A 21,348-nucleotide genomic window follows, 5' to 3' on the forward strand; every position below is an offset into this window, starting at 1 on the left:
GTTAGTTGTTAGTTGTTAGTAAAATTTACTTTTTACTTTTTACTTTTTACTTTTTACTTTTTACTTTTTACTTTTTACTTTCTAACTACTTCAATGCATTCAGTAATCTAAACATCTGCTGTCGCATATTATAAGCGGTACCTTCATAGTTGTTCACGAGCAAGCTAAACACAAGCTCGGTTCCATTAGATGCTTTTTGATATCCAGTGTACCCCAGTACACCGCCAATCGTACCGCTCTTCATCTTCATGCCATTATAAACAGGGATACTTTTATAATAGTCGCTAAACCAAGGTTCTCTTTTAATAGAGGTCAAAATTTTTGCCATGGCCATTGTTGTGACACGATTTTCGGGCGAGAGGCCACTACCATCAAATATTCTCATCGACCCTTTTTCCAATCCTAGTTTGTTAACCCAAAAGTCGCGCATTGTATCAGCCGCGTCGTCCGTGTCCAACACAGACCCTTTTTGTTGAGCGATCGTCTTTAGGAGTGCCTCACCATACAAATTGATACTTTTTTGATTGAACCAATAAACAAGATCTTTTAAGGTTGGAGATTGGTGGATAAACAATGTCCTACCTGCTGATGGCACTTCCTTTCCCGATAGCTTAAGCAATTTGCCACTAGTAGCAGGTTGTCGTACGCTTACACCTTGGCGTTCCAAATTCAACTGTAATCTTAGCGCTGCGTCGTAAGCGGCATCCGGAAGCGCGATCTGAATAGGCTTTTTTAAATCAATCCCGTAAGTACCCCGCAGATATATGAGCGACGAATAGGGTGCACTGTAGGGATAGACTTTATCTCCCGAACCGGGGCTACCCGTAGTAGATTCATTAACGATTTTTAAATACGATACATTAGGCACCGTCGACTGCAGGGTTGTGACAGCTCCTACCTGTCGGCCCGGGAGTATATGAACGTCCACTAAATTTTCTCGCCAATTTAACCCAGATATCCCCGCGCCATAATAACTTCCTAAATCCTGCCAAATCCATCGCGGACCAGCCTTTTGTCCTCCATATAACAAATCGTCACCGATAATACTACCGTTTATTTTCTTGATCCCTGCATTCACAATAGCATGAGTCCATTGTGTTAACAACAGGGATTCCTTTGTTTGCTCAAATCGGTCACTACCTAAAGAGGGGTCGCCACTTCCTTTAATAACTAGATCGCCGTTTAAGATACCATCTACAACCTGACCGGTATAGTACAATTCTGTTTGATACGTGTAATCTGCTCCCAACAGGTAAAACGCAGCAGCAGAAGTGATCGTCTTCAGGGTGGAGGCTGTAGCTAGCCCTGTATTTCCGTTCTTAGAAAAGATAACGGAACCGGTTTTAGCGTCTAATACGGTAAGTGATGCCGTTCCATACTTCAGGTTCGGATTACTTTCAAACTGTTGATAAGCGATATTTATTTTCTGTTCCAGGGATTGGGCATACGATTGAGTTGTCAATGAAAAAACGATCAAAATCAACCAAAATCGTATGCTTATAGCATTACTTAACACCATCTTTGCTTTAGTTATTTTCCGCTCAATAAGTCAATTCAACCATTACGGGGAGGTGATCGGAGGCATAAGGCTCTTTAATCACCTCGTGCCGTACCGACTGAAAGCGCTTTTTCGGTCTGAACATAATAAAATCAATTTCCCGATCGGGATTTACCTCAGGAATTGTAAAAGCAGCACTACCGCTAGTTTTACTCCTTGAAAAGTAGGTATCAAAATGATTAATTACGTCGGATTCCGGTTTTGCATTAAAATCGCCCCCTAAAATAACGGGTTGAGAATAGGTGCTCAATTTCTTAACGATGGCCTCTGCTTGCAACAGCCGGTTCTGCTCCTTTAGGTCTAGATGTGTGCTGGCAAACACAAGCGGTTTACCGGGCTTCGGCTCTACTGCTACAATGGCGAGTACGCGAGGTTCGCCATTACTTCCTTCAGCCATTGGTAATATTAAGCTATCCTTTTGTTGTATAGGCCACTTAGATAGTATGGCAACACCATAAGCACCCCCTTCGTAGTCGATGGCCTTTACAAAATGATGATGCATCCCTGTCAAGCTTCCCAATGCTGCCGCTTCGTTCAGGTTTTTACCCGATCGCCGGTTATTTACATCCACCTCCTGTAAAGCAACTAAATCCGGCTTATTTTGATTAATAACCGCTGCTATGGCCTCTAAATCGATAAGTCCCGGCTTTGACGGTGGGTTAGCATGATGAATATTATAGGTAATAATACGCAATGTATCCTTTTCATTGGCGGTTACAATTTCGGCTCCAAATATAAATTGAAGCAAACAGGTAATTGTAAAAAGGGTTCTCAAGAAGGCCTTGTTCATTGTTTTGTTTATTATGCTGACGCACCAAAAATAAAAAAGGAAGATGGCTTTCAAGCATCTTCCTTTTATTTTTATTTTCTATTGGCATTAAGCCAAGCCTTGCTTCACTAAATATTCGGCAATTTGGACGGCGTTGGTAGCAGCTCCTTTACGCAAGTTATCCGCCACAATCCACAAATTAAGTGTCTTTTCCTGGCTCTCATCCCTACGGATACGTCCAACAAACACTTCATCTTTTCCATGAGCGTCTTTTGGCATTGGATACTTCAAATTAGCCGGATCATCCACGACGATAACACCGGTTTGCTTTGCAAGTAGATCTCTTACCTCATTTAAATCAAAGTCATTCTCAAATTCAATATTGACAGATTCAGAATGCCCTCCCATCACCGGGATGCGCACCGTAGTAGCGGTCACGCGGATATTATCATCCCCCATTATCTTATTCGTCTCCTTAATCATTTTCATCTCCTCTTTTGTGTAACCGTTATCTTGGAATACATCGATCTGAGGAATCACATTAAGGTCAATTTGATAAGGATAAGCCTTTTCTCCATCTTTGCCTGCTCGTTCATCGTTGAGCTGCTGTACCGCTTTCACCCCTGTTCCTGTTACCGATTGATAGGTGGAAACGACAACACGTTTTATTTTATATTTCTCATGAAGAGGTTTCAATACGACAACCATCTGAATGGTTGAGCAGTTTGGATTTGCTATAATTTTATCATCTGATGCGAGTACATGCGCGTTCACTTCCGGAACGACCAGTTTTTTTGTAGGGTCCATACGCCATGCAGATGAGTTATCAATTACAGTAATTCCTGCCGCAGCAAATTGAGGTGCATACGCCGTCGACGTTCCTCCGCCGGCAGAAAATAAAGCGATTTGCGGCTTCAAGTCTATTGCCTCGTCGGGTGTAACCACCTTATACTTCTTTCCCTTGAATTCAATTTCCTTACCCTTACTTTTTTCAGAGGCTACCGGAATCAATTCTGTTACTGGGAAATTGCGCTCTGCTAAAACTTTTAACATCTCCGAACCGACAAGCCCGGTAGCGCCAACGACTGCAATTTTCATTGTTTTGTTTTAAATTTTTGTTTTAATAGTAAATTTTAATGAATCATTATTTTTTAACCTTCAAACATACGAATTTTAAAGTTAAAAAGAGGAATGTTTTTAGCGATCAGCTTCTTCAAAGTTCATTTTTTCGAAAACACCTTGTTCAGTTCGTTCATTCTTCTTGTCAAGCGATTGAACGTTTGCCCTCCTCAACCAAGCTTTTTATCTTAGCTCATCTGAAATAAACCAAACCACAACCTGGATAATGAATAAGATCTGTCTTATATTAGCTTCATCCTTATTGTCTTTACTAACCGCGACACTACACGCTCAGGTAGAGCCACTTGATATATTGATCAATGAGATACTTCCCGATCCAAAAGCCAGTGGTGTGGAGTTTGTTGAAGTGTATAACCGGTCGGAAAAAACCATCGATTTAAAAAGCTTACAGATCGCTCGCGTTATTGACAAGGATAGTCTAATCAACGTCCGACCTCTTGCGACCAAAGAGACACCCTTTTACCCTAAACAATATATGGTACTAAGTAAAGATGGTAATATCGTTAAAGATCATTATTATACCGAAAACCCAACAGCTTTCATTGATATAGCGGCAATGCCTCAATTACCCAATACAGGCGGATCAATCGCAATTATAAACGGCCAAACGATCATTGACCGACTCGACTATCATGAAGGCATGCACCATCCACTGGTAAAGAATCCGAAAGGAGTTTCTTTGGAAAGACAAAGTTTTGAGGAAGACACCAATAAACCGGGCAATTTCACTTCCGCAGCGGCTTCGGTGGGTTATGCTACACCGGGATACAGAAACTCACAGCAACGTACTGAGCAGCATGACGCTATCTGGCTTAGCTCAAAGACATTTTCACCTGACTATGACGGATTCGAAGATATATTGCAAATCAATTATCGATTTCAGCAAAGCGGTAATATGGTGAATGTCTACCTATATAATGAACAGGGAATGCTGGTAAAAACCTTATACCGGAACCATTTACTTGGTACAAGTGGCACACTATTTTGGGATGGTGTTAGCGATACAGGTCAGCGACTTCCCGTGGGTATTTACCTCGTTTATGTAGAAGTTTACAACTCCGTTGATGGTATAAAAAAATATCGCATGAGTTGCGTATTGGCAACCAAATTTTAGGCAAACAATAGTTAACATATCAAAAGAACGTTTTTTTTGTCACTTTCTTCCGCAGAAAGTAACCAAAGACTCATCGCTTGGAACTTTGCTACGATGGTGGTGCTTCAACCTGCAAGCCGCAAACTTCCTAGGCGATATTTCAGCTGAACGAAGAGCTTTTGCGGGCAGCCACTGGGCCCCGAGTGTCGGATAAACGGCCTTGAAGGATACCGACGCAACGAGCAGCAAAGCATTTGCTCCTCTGCTCATATGGCAGTATCCAAGCGGATTGAGGAAGTGAAACGGCTCCAATACGCGCCAGTGATGCTTTGCCATCAGGTGCAAAGTAGCCTACACCGCCTTGATTTATTCACTCTTGTTTATTTTTAAAGGTGTTCATGAACTCATCACTACGTTCTTCGGTTTGCTCAACTCGTATGTTTGAAAAGTTGAATAAAAAACCGGTCTTTTTTAAAAAGCGATTTCCCTGCACACCTCACTACTCAGTTGCATATGAAAGGCAATTTATCTAAGTTTGTGGGCGATGGAAGAAAGCATTATCATTATCGGGTCTAACGGGCAAATCGGAACGGAATTAGCAACTGCTTTGCGATTAAAATATGGAGAAAAAAGTGTAGTAACATCAGATATAAGGCAACCTAATACCCCATCGCAGGGTCCTTTTGAAATTGTGAATGTTCTTGACAAAGAACTACTGCAATCTCTATTCGAAAAGTACAAACCAACACAAGTTTATCTTTTGGCTGCTGTGTTGTCTGCTGTTGGTGAACAAAATCCCAAATTGGCCTGGGATTTAAATATGACCGGTCTACTGAATGTATTGGATCTCTCCGTAACATACCGCGTTGACAAAGTGTTCTGGCCAAGTTCCATCGCTGTTTTTGGACCCCATTCACCTAAAGAGGAAACTCCTCAATATTGCATCATGGATCCAAGTACGGTATATGGCCTCAGCAAACAGGCCGGTGAACGTTGGTGCGAGTATTATTTCAATAAATATGGCCTAGACGTTCGTAGCATCCGATATCCAGGTTTAATAAGCTGGAAGGCTGCTCCGGGCGGAGGCACTACGGATTATGCTATTCACATTTTTCATGAAGCTTTGAGTAAAGGAACCTATGAGTGCTTCCTCTCTGCCGAAACTCGCTTACCAATGCTTTATATGGAGGATGCAATCCAAGGTACACTTCAATTAATGGATGCACCTGCTGAAAATTTAACAATCCGAAGTAGTTATAATTTGACAGGCCTGAGTTTCACGCCGGCGGAATTAGCTGAAGCAATTAAAGTACATGTTCCCGAATTTTCCATTTCCTACTCGAATAATGATCCACGCCAGGCAATTGCAGATGGCTGGCCTTCTTCCATCAATGATGAATATGCTCGAAAAGATTGGGGCTGGAACCCACAATTTAATCTCAAGGCAATGACAGAGGAGATGATAAAAAACCTAAAACAAAATTTAGAAACCACTTAATATACATTATATGGGAAGAGCATTTGAGTTTAGAAAAGAAAGAAAATTTAAACGCTGGGCCAAGATGGCGGTCCAATTTACACGCCTTGGAAAGGAAATCGCCATCGCTGTTAAAGAGAGCGGACCTCATCCGGAGTCCAACTCACGTCTTCGCACGGCTATACAGAACGCGAAGGCGGTCAACATGCCGAAAGATCGGATAGAAGCTGCGATCAAACGTGCATCTGAGAAAGACGCCAAAGGTTACGAAGAGCATGTTTATGAGGGCTATGGCCCACATGGAGTACCCATTTTAATCGAAACAGCCACTGACAATACCAATAGAACAGTGGCTAATATCAGAAGCTATTTCACTAAAGCAGGCGGTTCTTTAGGTAAAACGGGCTCACTTGACTTTATCTTTCAACGCAAGTCAATCTTTCGTTTTGCGGCGACAGAAGACCTGAATTTAGAAGAACTGGAATTGGAGTTAATCGATGGCGGCCTGGAGGAACTCTACGTCGAAGCAGACGAAGAAGGAAACGACATTGTGGTAGTACAAACGTCTTTCGAGGACTTCGGCAATATGCAAAAACTATTAGAAGAAAAGGGCATTGACGTAAAAAGTGCTAAATTAGAGCGCATTAACCTCTCTACAACTGAAGTTTCGGAAGAGGCTTCTGCAGAAGTGATGAAACTCATCGATAAGATTGAGGAAGACGACGACGTACAAGCGGTGTATCATAATATGGTTTAATTAGTAGTATCAAGATAAAAGACACCTGCCGGCAGGCAGGTAAGTAGCCAGAATGATACTTGGGTACTTGATACCCGATACTTGATACCTGATACTAGATACTTAATACTAAAAGAATGACTTTCGAAGATTTCTTTATAAAAAAAGGATAGACCTTCGCCAATTAGAGAAGGTGGAACCTCAATTGTATAGAGAGTTCAAAAGTCATTTTGAGCTAATGGGCGAAAAGAGCTTCGACCATACAAAGAAATTCTGGTTTAACCGCTTACGGAAAAGCTATCATCTCAAAGAAGAGGTTGGCCTATCTCAGGCGCCCATTAGCACTTCTTCTTTGGACGAAAACAAGGCCATTGCTGCAGCAGAATCCCCGCAAGCCGCGAAACCTACCGGCTTTAAACCGCGGTTTAAAGCAACTCCACCTACCGGAGAAGCAAAACCCGCTCCGAACCCCGAAACGGATACGGATAGTGCAAGCAAAGCGCCCACCGGTTTCAAACCTAGATTTAAACCGGGACAGACCACGCGTTCCAAAGAAGACCATGCAGAAGATCAATCTGTAAAGGGTGAGGATACCCCTCCAACTGTAGCGCCAGCTACCGACCATGTCAATAAGCCGTCCGGTTTTAAACCCCGTTTTAAAGCTGGCGTAACAAATAAGGAAACGGCAATACCAAAAGAAGAACCTGCGCTGCCTAAGCAACTTGAAAAAATAGGCAAAACAGAGGAACCTTCTGAAACACAGAAGACCGGTGAACCAAAAGACCTATCCAAACCCATGGGCTTCAAACCCAGGTTCAAAGCTGGCCTTACCGATAAAACAGCAGCCGAACACCTGCGGAAAGAACCTGGCCACCCCTCAAACCAAGCAAGTAAGGTGGAGGGCGAGTCAAAAGATGCGAAAGATGTGTCCGACAAATCGACTGATAATGAATCGCCTACTATTTCGAAGCCAACGGGATTTAAGCCTAGATTCAAAGCCGGTATTACAAATAAAACGTCTACGGAAAAACCGCAACAAACATCCAATCCCGGTGCTGAGGGGGATAAAAAAAATATGGCTCCCGAAGCAAAAGCTGAGGTTCCTCATACAAATCCGAATACAGACACCGAGCACAACGCCGCGAGCACTGAAGCTAAACCTTTAGGCTTTAAGCCTCGGTTTAAACCGGGACTCAAAAAGGGCGATACAGGAAACGACAAATAATATCGTCACTCTTGTGCGCGAAGTACACGCAGCACGTTGCCGCCCCATATTTTTTTAATCATTTCATCGGTGTAACCACATGCAATAAGTGCTTCGGTTAGATGAGGGTATTCACCTACATCGGCCAATCCTGCCGGGGTAGCGTCCATGCCATCAAAGTCTGCACCGATACCCACGTGGTCAATACCAGCTACTTGTACCAAATAATTGATATGATCCACAACGAGCGATAGCGGTGGTGCCACTTGTTGCCGTACTTGAACAGGAAGCAGACGATATTTTTTATCTATACTTACCGGCAGGCTATCCGTCGAACTGATATGCTTTGCATATAGCAAACTTACATTCCGGCGAAAAGTTGGATCTAAAAAATCCGCATAAAAATTCACGCCGATAACCCCGCCATTTTTAGCAATAGCTTTGATCTGTTGATCCGTCAGGTTTCGGTAATGTGGGTTAATGGAATAAACATCGCTATGTGATACAAAAACCGGCTTATCCGTAATCTTCAGTACATCATAAAAAGTCTGTTCTCCTACATGCGACAAGTCAATTACCATGCCTAATTCGTTCATCCGCCTAACCACCTGCCTTCCAAAGTCTGTCAGCCCCCGACGCTTTCCTTTCCGCTCATCAGCTGCCGAAGAGGCCCACGCAGTACTATTATTCCATGTTAAGGTTAAATAGCGTACGCCCCTACGGTATAAGCTATCCAAATTGCTAAGCTGATTTTCAATCATATGTCCCCCTTCTACCCCGAGCATCGCTACTATTTTACCTTGTTGCACCCCTTTATAAATATCACCTACACTTTTAGCAAGGATTATTTGGTCTGTATTCCGTTCTATCAGTTCATTCAAAGCATCTATTTGCCTATTTGCATACTGAAAGGGCTTTAATTTTTTCCCGTCGCACCATACCGAGAAGAATTGTACATCAACCCCCCCTTTCTTCAACCTTGGAAAGTCCGTATGACCTTTGGTCAATCGCTTTGTTATATCTTTTCCCGTGATAATTGATTCCGAAAGAACATCATTATGCAAATCAATCACGATTGCGTTTTTATGAAGGTCGTCTGCTTGCTGCCTGGCGGACAAGGAGGCAGCTAACAGTAAATAGAAAAAAAACAGAAAAAATTTCATGAGCAATAGGGCAATATTTCGCAATATATTATTAAAAACCTTATATTTAAAGCTTTTTTAACGACAGATAATGCTAAGAATAGATACGCAAAAACCATATAGTTTAGTTTATTCGTTATGTCAACATGAATTTTTGGGTTATTTAATTGAGCCGCACATTGTACAATTAAATCCAAATGGCGAATTTTCACTTACCTATCAGCGAATTTTTAGCAATACCGCTCGCGAGTATGCACCCGCACTCGAAGACAACGACTTAAAAATCATTAAACTGCTCGACGAGCTAGAGCAATCGGAACTCATCAAAAAGATGCATAAAAAAGCGATTCGCCCACGCGAATTCTTCAGCAAAATCTTCGACAAAAAATTATTTGATTATATCCGTCCAAAAATAGATAAAAAACTGGCAGCCATCTTACAGCTTATCCGCGATAAACCACTTTACCTAATGAGCAAAGAGGGATGGCCCGTAGAAGAAAAACTGACGATTGCTCCCGAGCCTGCTTCCGTACTGTTTCATTTTCGCAGAAATGCGGAAGAAACACGTTATTTCCCGACCATAAAGTATCAGGGACTGCGCATTGATTTTATGTACAAAAATGCGCAGATCATCAGCAATGAACCTGCTTGGCTATTATTAGAAGGAACGCTATATTCTTTTGAACAAGATTTAGACGGAAAAAAACTATCGCCTTTCCTAAATAAGCGTTATATCAGCATCCCCAGAAATACCGAGTATAATTACTTCGATCGATTTGTACGGTCGTTGATCACTAAGCACCACGTCTACGCGGAAGGCTTTGATATCAAAACCTATCAACATGAGGCATCTCCCTTGCTTAAAATTGTTAATACCGCCAATGGCGACGCCTTTGCGCAATTGCAATTTAAATATGGCCCGTATACCTTTGATGCCGGTAGCGAACATAAGGTTACCGTTCGAATGGATTACAAAGAATCAGAAGATCTTTACACCTTCCATCGGGTAAAACGATCCTTAAAATGGGAGGAAGACCATTTACAAGAACTTTTGAACTTGGGGTTATCAAAACCGGATCCGCTTTTCAACAACCTGAATATAAAAAAACATCCGGAACATATCGACGGCGCCACTAACACCCACTTATTGATTAACTGGATTAACGTAAACCACGACTTTTTGATTAATAAGGGTTATCAAATCGAGCAAAAAACAGAAAACCACCGGAAATATTTACTTGGTAATACCAAGATTGATCTGGAAGTAAAAGAAGAAAATGATTGGTTCGATGTTCATGCCATTGTTCGCTTTGGTCCATATGAAATTCCTTTTATTCAGTTGCGAGACCATATCCTGCATCAAAAGAGGGAGTTTATTTTACCTTCCGGAGAAATAGCGATTATTCCGGAAGCTTGGTTTGCTCAATTTAATAACCTGTTTTATTATTCCGCAAACAAAGGAAGCATTCAGCTTCAAAAACATCATATTGGCTTAATCAACGATCTAAGTGAAAGTAATATCCAAGGGCTTAGTATGGAGCGGAAGTTGCAGCGTCTTCAGGAATTTGAACAAATCGACGATATTGCACAACCACTCCATTTTAAAGGTTCATTGAGAAGTTATCAAAAAGCGGGATATAACTGGTTTCATTTTTTGAAAAACTATCATTTTGGGGGTTGCTTAGCCGATGATATGGGTTTAGGAAAAACGGTGCAAACTCTGGCATTGCTGCAAAAAGAACGAGAAGAGTTACAAGAGAAAGGCATCCAAGGCACCTCGCTGATCATCATGCCGACCTCACTCATTTACAATTGGCAGAGTGAAGCCGAGAAATTTGCACCTGCATTAAATATATTAATTCATACAGGTACCAATAGGCCGAAAGTAAACGACCATTTTGGAAAATTTGATGTCGTTATTACTACCTATGGCATCGCTCGTGTCGATGAAGAATTATTACAGGGATTTTATTTTCATTATATTATTTTGGATGAAAGCCAGAACATCAAAAATCCAAGTTCCAAGTCCTTTAAAGCAGTAAAAGAACTAAGAAGCAAATATCGATTAACGCTCAGTGGTACACCGGTTGAGAATTCGGTGGGCGATCTCTGGTCGCAAATGTCTTTTTTAAACCCAGGATTATTAGGCAGTCATGCTCATTTCCAGTCCGACTTTGTAATTCCGATTGAGAAGAAAAAGGATGAAGAAAAGGCGCGCAAGCTCCAAGCGATTATCAAACCCTTTGTGTTAAGGAGAACAAAAGATCAGGTAGCGCAAGAGCTTCCTCCCAAGTCTGAGCAGATCTTTTATTGCAAAATGAGCGATGAACAGGCCGAGTATTACGAAAAGATTAAATCGGAGTATCGCAACGTTCTGCTAGAGCAATCGCTCGACGAATTAATGGTTAAATCACAGATTCAAGTACTGCAGGGCTTAACAAAACTTCGCCAACTGGCAAATCATCCGCGCATGGTGGACGAGGACTATGAGGGAGAATCGGGCAAATTCGAGAACGTGGTGCACACGCTGGACAGCGTCTTATCAAGAGGACATAAAGTGCTTATATTTTCACAGTTTGTAAAACAACTGGAAATTTTCCGCCGGCATTTTGATAAGAAAAAAATCAGGTATGCTTACTTAGACGGCTCAACAAGAAACCGAGAAGATGTGGTTAATGACTTTAGAAATAACGAGGAAGTTAAGCTTTTCCTAATTTCCATTAAAGCGGGAGGTGTTGGATTAAATCTTATAGAAGCAGATTATGTATTTATTCTTGACCCTTGGTGGAATCCGGCTGTAGAACAACAAGCTATCGACCGGTCGCATCGTATAGGACAAACGAAAAACGTGTTCATTTATAAGTTTATCACAAAAGATAGTGTAGAAGAAAAAATTCTGGCTTTACAAGATCGCAAAAAGACGATAGCCAATCAACTAATAACAACCGAAGAGAGCTTTGTAAAATCGCTAACTGCAGATGATATTAAAGAGTTATTAAGTTAGTTGCATTCTCCCCCTATCGCAGACAGATACAACCACAACCAAGCGGGGTTTATAGCTTATGCCTCTAGACCTTTTACCTTACGCCTTGCACCAATGGTGCCATATAAGACCTTTCAGTCCTAGCTCAATAAACCACAATTTCATCTGTAAACAGAAATCCTTTCCTATTATTTTGGCCTACAATACGAATGTAACGCGCAAGTCGACCCTCCAGATCGAAACTGAACGTCTTAAATCGTAAAGACGGATCGGTCGTCGGCACATCGTTATCGATTTTTTCCATTTCACGGAAATGCCTACCATCATCAGAGGCTAATATTTTCACACTGCCCGGTATATAAACCCCTGGCCCTGCAAGCTGCATGAACCGCAACTTTATCTCATGTAGTTCTTCGCGTCGTTCAAAATCAAGTGTCACATCAAAATCACCTAAAAATCCCTGCCATTCACCGTCACCGTAGCTTAGACCACCGTATTGCCCATTTAATAAACTACTATCCAGCTTTGCCGGATACTTGTCATTCCATTGATTATTGTAAACGATTTTTTTACCAATTCCCTTATGGATATCAACTGTAAAATCCTCCACCTTACCAAAACGGACAGAATCTTTAAAAACAGCTGCCTTAATAGTCGTTGTGTTTACGAGCGACAAGGAGTCAATGTATAACGTAGAAGCCATTGTTGGTTCGCTTCCGTCTGTCGTATATCTTATCTCAGGACTATATTGCTCAGAAGAAATTGTTACCGTTGCCTTTTTCTTATTGATGTCATATTTACTCGCAATGGAAACATCATAAGAAGGTCGATAGTAGTTGACATGCAAGCGTTGCAAAAGCAAATAATGTTTTTGCAAACGCTTTTTAAAGTCTTGCCAAACCCGTTTATCAGCAGGTGTCCATCCAATTTCTGCCAACGCTATAGCTCTTGGAAAAACCATATATTCAACTTGCTCCTGCGTTGGCATGTATTCTGTCCAGACATTTGCCTGTACCCCTAAAATATGTTTTTGTTGATCGGCCGCAATTTCAGCCGGAATGGGATGATAAGAATACACCTTCTCTAAAGGTAAGAAACCGCCCATGGCCTCCGGCTGACCAATTGGATTACTTTGGTAAGAGTCGAAATATAGATAAGCGTCGGGCGTCATAATCACATCGTGCCCCGCGTTTGCCGCCTCAATCCCACCTTGCTCTCCCCGCCAGCTCATGACAGTCGCTTCCGGGGGCAAGCCCCCCTCCAATATTTCGTCCCATCCAATGAGTTTTCTCCCCTTGTCTTTCAAATACGCCTCAACCCGCTTGATCGCATAACTCTGCAGGCCTTCTTCATTTTGAAGATTATCGCTCTTTATCCGTTCTTGGCATTTGGGACAGTTTTTCCAAGCTTTCTTGTCTGCTTCATCTCCCCCAATATGGATATACGTAGAAGGAAATATATCCATCACTTCATCTAACACATTAGTAATAAAAGAAAAGGTCTCCTCATTGCCAATACAAAACTCCCCATTTCTATAAGCCTCACCTGAGCAGGAGAGCTGCGGAAAAGTTGCCAAAACCTCTTCACTATGCCCGGGCATCTCAATTTCGGGAATTACGGTAATGCCTTTTTCAGCTGCATAGCCTACAAAATCACGCGCTTCCTCTTGCGTGTAGTACCCACCGGAAGCATTAGGATCTCCCACTTCCAAGTATCTTCGTCCCGAATTCCACCAATCCTTCCAACGAGGATAATTTCTCCACGCCGCCTTTTGCGTCAGTTGAGGATATTTTTTTATTTCCAGACGCCATCCCGCCCCATCCGTTAAATGCCAATGAAAGGTGTTTAACTTATATAGGGCCATCAGATCAATCATTCGCTTCAAAAAAGAAATCGGGTAAAAATGCCGAGACACGTCAAGCATTAATCCCCGATAAACAAAAGCAGGTTCGTCTTGTATGGAAACAGCCGGTAGCAAGCGTTCGTTTGATTGCGTATAAGCAATTTGGGTGAGTGTCGCTAAAGCGTGTATTACCCCTTGACGATCATGGGCTATGATCGTTATCTTTCCTGTGTCTACCTCCAATTGATAAGCGCGTTGGGGCAGGCGATCCTCGGCTTCGGCTTTAAGCAAAAAAATACCGCTTTCGGGCATCTTTTTCCTGGATTTCAGCTTATGAGGCGTTTCAAAATGGATATAGGGATGGGTTCGGAGCAATTCAACTTCTTCTGTAAAATCTTGACTTACGTAGACCTCCGCTAATTCCGGGTATTGAAAGTATCCGGGCTTTTCTTGTAAAAATGTTGGTGCTGGTATAATAGAAAGGCTATCTTGAGCAAAGAGTATCGTTGGGCAAAGGCAAAGAAAAACCCATAGAGATAGCCCGGTAGAGAACTTCTTCTTTTCCATTTGTTTCTTATAAGATCTGACTTTGCAAACATAGGCAAATTAACGCTTATATACAATGTACCATTGTGTCGCAATGTGAACCTTTGTTGCATCCTTTTTCAATTCCTATAACTATTTTAAATGACTGTCGAATATAACACCTAAAAATAACAGGATTCGCTTTTAAAAAAGAACGTTTTTTTATTCAATTTCTTGTATAAAAGTTGAGCAAAATCAAGGCGGTGTAGGCTACCTTGCACCTGATTGCAAAGCATCACTGGCGCGTATTGGAGCCGTTTCACTTCCTCAATCCGCTTGGATACTGCAATATGAACAGGCGTGCACATGCTTTGCTGCTCGTTGCTTCGGTATCCTCCAAGGCCGTTTATCCGACACTCGGGGCCCCTATGGCTGCCCGCAAAAGCTCTTCGTTCAGCTGAAATATCGCCTAGGAAGTTTGCGGCTTGCAGGTTGAGGCACTACCATCGTAGCAAAGTTCCAAGCGATGAGTCTTTGGTTACTTTCTGCGGAAGAAAGTGACAAAAAAAACGTTCTTATAATCTAAACACCTTTATCAGTAGGTTAAAGGCGAAATCGACCGATGGAATTTCACTGAGGTAATCCCTGTTTAGGGAGGAAGCTGATAGTATATTGTAAAATTTGACCCTTACAGTGATATTAGCATTAATTAAAAGAAAATTTCAAGTAATTGATGTTCTTATTGTGAGCTAGGTATTTTTTCTCGTAATAAGTTTTGATCGTAAGCGTCTCGTTTACAAACTCGGAATGATATAAATCTTCTGTTTTACAGTGCACTTTTAATCCCAGCTCTTCTATTTTGGAGAATGTGTAGGCATGCAAACCATCGTTATCCGTTTTAAGATTGACATAGCCGCCTTCTTTTAATACCCAATGATAGCGTTTTAAGAACTTATCGGACGTCAACCGCTTTTTTTCACGGCTAATTTGAGGTTGTGGATCCGGAAACGTTATCCAGATTTCGTCTACTTCCCCTTTTTCAAAAAAATCCAGGAGCGTCTCAATTTGTATTCTTAAAAAGGCCACATTTGAAATGTTATCTTCCAATGCCGTTTTTGCCCCCCGCCATATGCGATTTCCCTTGTAGTCTATTCCAATAAAGTTCTTTTCTGGAAAAAGTCTTGCCAGGTTTACAGCATACTCCCCTTTGCCACAGGCAAGCTCCAAGACAATTGGGTTATTATTACCAAAATGTTTCTCAGCCCATTGCCCCTTCATCACCTTTCCTTCCTCTAACTGTAGGACATTATCAAACGTAGCGATCTCAGCAAACTTTCTTAATTTATCTTTTCCCATTGCGGCTGCAAACTTAGATAAAAAGTTTTATACGAAAAATAGTTGTGAGTTGCCGGTTGTGAGATGTACTTAAAACTATTCAAGCCATCGCCAATCGCCAGAGATACGCAAAGGTTCTTCCAGTTTGTTCTCGATCATGAGTGCCTTTACTTCCTCGTCGGAAAGGCGTTTAGTATCAATCACCGGTGCCTCCGCAATGCCATAAGCCAGCATCGCACCGAAACGAACTGTATTAATAAGCCCCGGTTTATCCACTAAGTTTATATGATCGCAATCCGCATGATAACAGTTTAATACATCCTTGCTAAGATACGTATCACCACCGCCGCCGGTAGGCACCCCTTGCAGCATAAACGGCTGATGATCACTATGCAAACCTGCTCTACCCTCAAAATTATTTTTGAATGTTGTATCAATGGCTTGCACTTGCTTTCCGATGGCCTCAAACAACGTTCTGCTACTTTCCAGACTGGATTGAAAACTCTTTGGGTTATTGGTCATGTCATAATTCAACATATAGCGAATGTGTTCGATACTTTTATCCCGTATCGCTTGCTCCACATAAGCTTTAGATCCAAGTAAGCCTTCCTCCTCACCCATGAAAAGCACAAATTCGATGGTTCGTCTTGGTTTTACGTTTAGTTTCTTCAAGGTACGGGCCATATCGATTACTGCAAACGCACCTATTCCATTATCAATGGCCCCCGTAGCCAGGTCCCAGCTATCCAAATGTCCGCCAACCACAACCTTTTCTTTGGGTAATTCCACCCCTTTAATACGCGCAATAACGTTACGTGCCGTGACATGGCCCGCATAATTAGTCATTACGATGGAAGCATTAACTCGCCCTTTGTTTTTCAACGAATCCTTTAGTGCCAAGCCCTCTTCCAAGCCTATACAAACAGCCGGAATAGGAATGAGCTTTCCAGTCACCGAGGCGGTTCCCGTAAGTAATACGCCTCCCGGAACTGTGTTATAAAGGATGATACCTTTTGCCCCGTATTTGATGGCAAGGGCTGTTTTCTCTGATCGATGTAAGTTTTTCGCAAGTGGGTTGGCGTCCGGCAAAACGCCCAAATAAGCTAGTACAATTTTCCCTTTTGCTTTATCCGGGTCAACTAGATAATCTCCCTCGAGGCCACTGCCCATATCAACGATTTCTGCATGCAAGCTCGCGTTCTTAGGAGCATGCGCAAGGGATACCGCTTTGATTTCTCTTTCCCCGACATTACCGGTTACTTTTAAAGAAAGCGCGCCCCTGCTCCAGCCTTCTGCTTTAAACGTTTGAAAGGATACCTCGTCGAAACCGTAAGACTTGAAGAGATCATATGCAAATTGCTCAGCCTTGGCACCGTTCTCCGAACCGGTTAGGCGATGCCCTATACGAAGGGTAGATGTTTCCAGATTATGATAAGCCTCCGAGTGCTGAAGTACTTCTTCATTGATCATTTGAAAAATCGGCTTCAAACTCTCATTAGATTGACAAAAGCCTTCAAAAACAAAAAAGAAAAGAACAAAAGATAGTAAATAGATACGCATGTGTCAAAAAATAATCAATAATACCAGTAAATTCACTCCATAAGTACATCCATTAAAGCACGCGGCAAAGCAGTCCCTTTAGATATTCGCCCTCCGGAAAGGACGCTCTGATAGGATGATCTTCCGGTTGGTTGAACTGATCAATAAACTGAATCTCTTTGCCGGCGTCCAAGGCAGCCCAAGCCAGTACCTGCTTAAAGGTGTCAATGTCCATCGCTCCCGAGCAGGAGAAGGTTGCCAGCAAACCACCACTGGATAATAACAGTAAGCCCAACCTATTCAATTCTTTATAAGCACGGGAAGCCTTTTCTAAACTGCTCCTGGAAGGGGCATACTTGGGCGGGTCTAAAATCACCAGGTCAAACTTTTCGCCCTGCTCTTTAAATGCCTTTAGCTGCTTGTTTACATCACTTTGAATGGCCTTGTGCCTCGACTTGTCGAAGGCATTCTCGTTAATATTTTGGATCAAGGTCTCGATAGCCAAAGCCGAGCTGTCCACACTAAACACTTGGGACGCACCCATTTTAAGTGCGTTTAAGCTAAATCCGCCTGAATAGCAAAAACAGTCTAGTATCTTTTTGCCAGGAGCATGTTGAGCTACAATCAATCGGTTGGTCCGTTGATCACAATAAAAGCCAGACTTTTGGCCTTCTGCAATGTTCACTTTATAATGTATTCCATTTTCAATAATGTCAACAAAGACAGGCGGGTGTTGGCCGAAAAGAACACCCCCTTGTGCCTCTAAACCGTCATGTGCCCTTGCCGCTCCATCTTCGCGTTGGTAAATTCCTTTTGGATTAAGCAGTTTCTGCAATTCATCCACGACGATCGATTTAACGCGTTCGATACCGCTAGTTAATATTTGTAAAGATATAAAGTCGCCAAAACGATCTGCTATCAATCCAGGTAGAAAATCAGCCTCGCTAAAAATCAACCGGGCTGTATTTGTCTGTTCATTAAAGATACCATTTCTCGCCTTTACAGCCTTTTGGATTCGCTCTCTCCACCAATTTTCATTTACTTCTTTTGCAGGATCCCATTCCAAAAGACGTATTGCCACGCGCGACTCGCCGTTGTAGTAGCCATAGGCAATAAATTCACGATCATCGTTATAAACGCTCACCAGATCACCATTGCAGGCTTTCCAACTATCCTCGCGATGGCACCGGAGAAAATCCACGGATGTAATTGCCAAGCTGCTTTATCCTTACCCTTTTTAATATGATTTCTGTCATTTACTCGCTTACACTATATTTTCCGTGATTTAAGAAATTAAGCCAAACATAGATAAAAAGGATGGTATTCTCGAAAATTGATGCGATAAAAAGCGGTAGGCGGTCAACTACTTCCCTACTTAACTCACTAAAAAAAATAAACAACGTGCAACATCTATAAACCTATTGCGTCTATTAGGCAAAGAACAATAAACAATTACATTGGAAGTCAGCTATAGCGACCCGCATGAAGATTTGATTGCCGACTGTAAGAAAGGTAATCGGCAAGCTCAGTTTAAGTTGTACAAGCTTTATTCAAAAGCTATGTATAATACGGCTTTGCGTATTGTAATCGATGCGGACGAAGCGGCCGACGTACTACAGGATGCATTTATTGACGCTTTCAAGCGATTGGACAGCTTTAGACAAGAAAGCACCTTCGGCTTATGGATGAAACAGATTGTTGTTAATAAATCGCTCTCCGCACTAAGAAAGAGAACCGTTGTTTTCGAATCCATCAGTGATATAGACGATGTAGCGGACGAAGAAATAGAAGAGAACAACTACAGTTTTCAAATAGAACAAGTAAAAGAAGCAATCAATCAACTGGCAGATGGCTATCGCGTGGTATTAAGCCTTTATTTACTGGAAGGTTACGACCACGAGGAGATAGCACATATACTTAAAATAAGCGAGAACACATCTCGTACGCAATTTTTAAGAGCAAAAAGAAAACTATTGGAGATACTCAAGAATTAAAATAAATAGTATCATCAAAAATGTGGGTTTGGAAAATTAATAGAAGCCGCTCTTTAGCCAAAAGAAGCTTCGTAAAAAATGTTAGGTATGGGAAATATTGAGAAATTCATTTCTGAAAACAGGAAAGCGTTTGATAATGAATTACCACCTGATCGGATTTGGGAGAACATAACAGCTGTTTTCGAGGGGGAAGATTTGCTAAAAAAGCGCGAGAGATCCTTACGTCTTAGAACCATTATATCGATGGCCGCCATGTTTGTATTAGTATGCAGTGCTGCATTTTTGCTTTACAAAGCACGCACATCGAATCGTCTGGATTATAGTCAAATCGACCCTATATTGGCGAAACAGCAAGTAGAATACGCATCCTTAATTAGTGAAAAAAGGGATGCTTTATCAAATATGGCTACGAAAAACCCGCAGCTATATCAAGAATTCACTCAAGTTATTGATAAGATGCAGCGGAACTATAAACAGCTTAAAACCGAACTAGATCAAAGTCCGAATAAAGAGCTTACTTTAGAAGCCATGATCAATAACCTTAAGATGCAAATTGAGGTTCTCAATCAGCAATTGGAAATTTTGAATTATATCCATCAACAAGAAAATAAATCTTCTCATGAACAGGTATAAGATTTCTGTGTATATCATTGCCTTGCTTGTATCAAGTCAGTTTAAACTGATGGCACAAAATAATGACGAGGAAAATAAGCTAGCTCGCCGCTTGGAAGCCACAGGCGAGAAGATCGAACGGATGACAACTGAACTAGTGAAAGGTCTGAAGGAAATCGATACAGAAGGAATTGTTCAGCAAGCGGAACGGATCGCTAGCTTTTCGGAAGAACAGGCTAATAAAATCGCAGGAAAAATAGAAGGTATCGACTGGGAACAGGAGGGATTACTAATCGACCAAGAAAATGCAACTCCCATAAATGGAGTGGAGCAAAGCAAAACGATACAAAAAGTTTATATCATCTCCAAAAACACCCCACTTAGCATTAATAACCGCTATGGAAAGGTTGAAGTAAAAACTTGGACAAAGAACGAAATTAAAGTCGACATAACGATTAGAGCCATAGACGCCTCCGGAAGTAGAGCCGAAGAAATTATCAACAGTGTATCCATATCGGAGACTAAATCACCGAACAATATTTCACTTAGCACGCAGATTAATAAAGGGAAATCCAGTTGGTGGAATAACATAATCAGCGGGAACAATAAAGGGGTACAGATTAACTACCTTATTTCTCTACCGAAGAACAATTCGCTCGCCATTAACAATAAATACGGAACAGTTGTGCTACCTGATTTAGCGGGCGATGTGGACTTAGACGTGTCCTACGGCAGCTTAAATGCCGGCAGATTGTCGGGTAATAATATTCGCGTCCATTCCAGTTACGGTTCAGCTAAAATTCTTTCCGTGAAAGATGCAATGATGGATTTCAAATACGGCAGCATGGATTTAGGTGAAGCCAATAATATACAATTAAATATCGGCTACTGCGGAGGTAGTCAAATTGGCACGCTCATCAGCTCAGGAAACGTTGACATTAAGTACTCGGGCGGTTTTAAGATCGGATTAGATAAAAGCATCCAAAAGCTCAATCTGGACGCAGCCTACTCTTCTAGCACCATCCGTATTGATCCGGCAGCCCATTTTTCCTATCAAGTAGACGTTAGTTATGGCGGATTTGACAAGGGTGATGCGGTTGTTACCAAAGAAGAACCCGATCCAAGTGAACGAGGCCCCAAACTCCATAAAACATATAATGGCTACTTTGGTAAAAATTCGTCCAACCAGGTACGCATTGATTCCAAATATGGGTCGATCACGTTTAAATAGAGGCTATAAGCTTTAAGCGATAGGCATTAAGCTTTCGAATTTTGACCATCTTCGGGGTTATTGATGCTTCGTTACCTTATTAAAGGGGTTCGCTTTAAAAAAAGACCGTTTATTTTAACTTCTTTCTTTCTTTTCATTAAGTTTTCGTTTTTTAAGGCATTCAAGCT

At 41.7% G+C, this 21,348-nt stretch carries 16 protein-coding genes and 1 pseudogene; 8 read left to right on the forward strand and 9 right to left on the reverse strand.

What is annotated here, in order from left to right:
* Window positions 1-85 precede the first annotated feature (85 nt).
* The 3 genes from dacB to QT327_RS25750 all read right to left on the reverse strand — a co-directional run bounded on the left by dacB (window position 86) and on the right by QT327_RS25750 (window position 3,425).
* The gene (dacB, locus tag QT327_RS25740; RefSeq protein ID WP_130854794.1) at window positions 86-1,519 is read right to left on the reverse strand and encodes a D-alanyl-D-alanine carboxypeptidase/D-alanyl-D-alanine endopeptidase; all 1,434 of its coding nucleotides are present in this window, start codon (window positions 1,517-1,519) and stop codon (window positions 86-88) included.
* A 22-nt stretch (window positions 1,520-1,541) separates the two neighbouring features.
* On the reverse strand, window positions 1,542-2,348 hold the full coding sequence (locus QT327_RS25745) for an endonuclease/exonuclease/phosphatase family protein (RefSeq protein ID WP_013664372.1): 807 nt from the start codon (window positions 2,346-2,348) through the stop codon (window positions 1,542-1,544).
* An 87-nt stretch (window positions 2,349-2,435) separates the two neighbouring features.
* Window positions 2,436-3,425, reverse strand: coding sequence for an aspartate-semialdehyde dehydrogenase (locus QT327_RS25750; protein ID WP_013664373.1), 990 nt, complete (start codon window positions 3,423-3,425; stop codon window positions 2,436-2,438).
* A gap of 247 nt (window positions 3,426-3,672) precedes the next feature.
* On the opposite strand from QT327_RS25750, the gene QT327_RS25755 reads away from it, so the two are divergent.
* Entirely contained in the window at window positions 3,673-4,581 is a 909-nt protein-coding gene (locus QT327_RS25755; protein WP_130854793.1) for a lamin tail domain-containing protein, read from the forward strand.
* A 39-nt stretch (window positions 4,582-4,620) separates the two neighbouring features.
* Here QT327_RS25755 and QT327_RS25760 read toward each other — a convergent pair whose 3' ends face one another.
* Complete coding sequence (locus tag QT327_RS25760; protein ID WP_130854792.1) at window positions 4,621-4,896, reverse strand: hypothetical protein; 276 nt, start codon at window positions 4,894-4,896, stop codon at window positions 4,621-4,623.
* 208 nt (window positions 4,897-5,104) lie between these two features.
* On the opposite strand from QT327_RS25760, the gene QT327_RS25765 reads away from it, so the two are divergent.
* The 3 genes from QT327_RS25765 (at window position 5,105) to QT327_RS25775 (ending at window position 7,998) form a co-directional block, all read left to right on the forward strand.
* The gene (locus QT327_RS25765) at window positions 5,105-6,058 is read left to right on the forward strand and encodes an NAD-dependent epimerase/dehydratase family protein (RefSeq protein WP_130854791.1); all 954 of its coding nucleotides are present in this window, start codon (window positions 5,105-5,107) and stop codon (window positions 6,056-6,058) included.
* Between the two features lie 10 nt (window positions 6,059-6,068).
* Window positions 6,069-6,794 carry a YebC/PmpR family DNA-binding transcriptional regulator gene (locus tag QT327_RS25770; RefSeq protein ID WP_013664377.1) on the forward strand — a complete coding sequence of 242 codons (726 nt, stop codon included), beginning with the start codon at window positions 6,069-6,071 and terminating at the stop codon, window positions 6,792-6,794.
* A gap of 217 nt (window positions 6,795-7,011) precedes the next feature.
* Window positions 7,012-7,998: a hypothetical protein gene (locus QT327_RS25775; protein WP_289554245.1), complete on the forward strand. Its 987-nt coding sequence runs from the start codon at window positions 7,012-7,014 to the stop codon at window positions 7,996-7,998.
* Between the two features lie 5 nt (window positions 7,999-8,003).
* Here QT327_RS25775 and QT327_RS25780 read toward each other — a convergent pair whose 3' ends face one another.
* Entirely contained in the window at window positions 8,004-9,140 is a 1,137-nt protein-coding gene (locus QT327_RS25780) for a dipeptidase (protein ID WP_130854789.1), read from the reverse strand.
* 70 nt (window positions 9,141-9,210) lie between these two features.
* Between QT327_RS25780 and QT327_RS25785 the strand changes: the two genes are divergently transcribed.
* Window positions 9,211-12,123 carry a DEAD/DEAH box helicase gene (locus QT327_RS25785; protein ID WP_013664380.1) on the forward strand — a complete coding sequence of 971 codons (2,913 nt, stop codon included), beginning with the start codon at window positions 9,211-9,213 and terminating at the stop codon, window positions 12,121-12,123.
* A 124-nt stretch (window positions 12,124-12,247) separates the two neighbouring features.
* On the opposite strand, the gene QT327_RS25790 is transcribed toward QT327_RS25785, so the two are convergent.
* The 4 genes and pseudogenes from QT327_RS25790 to QT327_RS25805 form a co-directional block, all read right to left on the reverse strand.
* The gene (locus tag QT327_RS25790; protein WP_289554246.1) at window positions 12,248-14,512 is read right to left on the reverse strand and encodes a glycoside hydrolase family 20 protein; all 2,265 of its coding nucleotides are present in this window, start codon (window positions 14,510-14,512) and stop codon (window positions 12,248-12,250) included.
* 663 nt (window positions 14,513-15,175) lie between these two features.
* Window positions 15,176-15,826 (reverse strand): tRNA (guanosine(46)-N7)-methyltransferase TrmB, encoded by a 651-nt coding sequence (gene trmB / locus QT327_RS25795; RefSeq protein WP_289554247.1) that lies wholly within the window; start codon window positions 15,824-15,826, stop codon window positions 15,176-15,178.
* Window positions 15,827-15,901: 75 nt separating this feature from the next.
* Window positions 15,902-17,365, reverse strand: a complete 1,464-nt coding sequence (locus QT327_RS25800; protein ID WP_130854785.1) for a M20/M25/M40 family metallo-hydrolase — start codon at window positions 17,363-17,365, stop codon at window positions 15,902-15,904.
* A gap of 52 nt (window positions 17,366-17,417) precedes the next feature.
* Window positions 17,418-18,586, reverse strand: a pseudogene (locus tag QT327_RS25805) (class I SAM-dependent rRNA methyltransferase).
* A 215-nt stretch (window positions 18,587-18,801) separates the two neighbouring features.
* Between QT327_RS25805 and QT327_RS25810 the strand changes: the two are divergent.
* From QT327_RS25810 to QT327_RS25820, 3 genes are all read left to right on the forward strand, one after another.
* Entirely contained in the window at window positions 18,802-19,338 is a 537-nt protein-coding gene (locus tag QT327_RS25810) for an RNA polymerase sigma factor (RefSeq protein WP_013664385.1), read from the forward strand.
* 87 nt (window positions 19,339-19,425) lie between these two features.
* Window positions 19,426-19,971, forward strand: a complete 546-nt coding sequence (locus QT327_RS25815) for a hypothetical protein (protein ID WP_013664386.1) — start codon at window positions 19,426-19,428, stop codon at window positions 19,969-19,971.
* The gene (locus tag QT327_RS25820; protein WP_130854783.1) at window positions 19,958-21,181 is read left to right on the forward strand and encodes a hypothetical protein; all 1,224 of its coding nucleotides are present in this window, start codon (window positions 19,958-19,960) and stop codon (window positions 21,179-21,181) included. Before QT327_RS25815 ends, QT327_RS25820 begins: the two co-directional genes overlap by 14 nt.
* Window positions 21,182-21,348: the final 167 nt, after the last annotated feature.

The sequence above is a fragment of the Olivibacter sp. 47 genome (assembly GCF_030372825.1).
GTDB classification, from domain to species: domain Bacteria; phylum Bacteroidota; class Bacteroidia; order Sphingobacteriales; family Sphingobacteriaceae; genus Olivibacter; species Olivibacter oleidegradans.

What these genes read in the sequence shown, in the direction of transcription:
- dacB (WP_130854794.1), bottom strand. Translation starts at nt 1,519, where the DNA reads ATGGTGTTAAGTAATGCTATAAGCATACGATTTTGGTTGATTTTGATC.
- QT327_RS25745 (WP_013664372.1), bottom strand. Translation starts at nt 2,348, where the DNA reads ATGAACAAGGCCTTCTTGAGAACCCTTTTTACAATTACCTGTTTGCTT.
- QT327_RS25750 (WP_013664373.1), bottom strand. Translation starts at nt 3,425, where the DNA reads ATGAAAATTGCAGTCGTTGGCGCTACCGGGCTTGTCGGTTCGGAGATG.
- QT327_RS25755 (WP_130854793.1), top strand. Translation starts at nt 3,673, where the DNA reads ATGAATAAGATCTGTCTTATATTAGCTTCATCCTTATTGTCTTTACTA.
- QT327_RS25760 (WP_130854792.1), bottom strand. Translation starts at nt 4,896, where the DNA reads ATGGCAAAGCATCACTGGCGCGTATTGGAGCCGTTTCACTTCCTCAAT.
- QT327_RS25765 (WP_130854791.1), top strand. Translation starts at nt 5,105, where the DNA reads ATGGAAGAAAGCATTATCATTATCGGGTCTAACGGGCAAATCGGAACG.
- QT327_RS25770 (WP_013664377.1), top strand. Translation starts at nt 6,069, where the DNA reads ATGGGAAGAGCATTTGAGTTTAGAAAAGAAAGAAAATTTAAACGCTGG.
- QT327_RS25775 (WP_289554245.1), top strand. Translation starts at nt 7,012, where the DNA reads ATGGGCGAAAAGAGCTTCGACCATACAAAGAAATTCTGGTTTAACCGC.
- QT327_RS25780 (WP_130854789.1), bottom strand. Translation starts at nt 9,140, where the DNA reads ATGAAATTTTTTCTGTTTTTTTTCTATTTACTGTTAGCTGCCTCCTTG.
- QT327_RS25785 (WP_013664380.1), top strand. Translation starts at nt 9,211, where the DNA reads ATGCTAAGAATAGATACGCAAAAACCATATAGTTTAGTTTATTCGTTA.
- QT327_RS25790 (WP_289554246.1), bottom strand. Translation starts at nt 14,512, where the DNA reads ATGGAAAAGAAGAAGTTCTCTACCGGGCTATCTCTATGGGTTTTTCTT.
- trmB (WP_289554247.1), bottom strand. Translation starts at nt 15,826, where the DNA reads ATGGGAAAAGATAAATTAAGAAAGTTTGCTGAGATCGCTACGTTTGAT.
- QT327_RS25800 (WP_130854785.1), bottom strand. Translation starts at nt 17,365, where the DNA reads ATGCGTATCTATTTACTATCTTTTGTTCTTTTCTTTTTTGTTTTTGAA.
- QT327_RS25815 (WP_013664386.1), top strand. Translation starts at nt 19,426, where the DNA reads ATGGGAAATATTGAGAAATTCATTTCTGAAAACAGGAAAGCGTTTGAT.
- QT327_RS25820 (WP_130854783.1), top strand. Translation starts at nt 19,958, where the DNA reads ATGAACAGGTATAAGATTTCTGTGTATATCATTGCCTTGCTTGTATCA.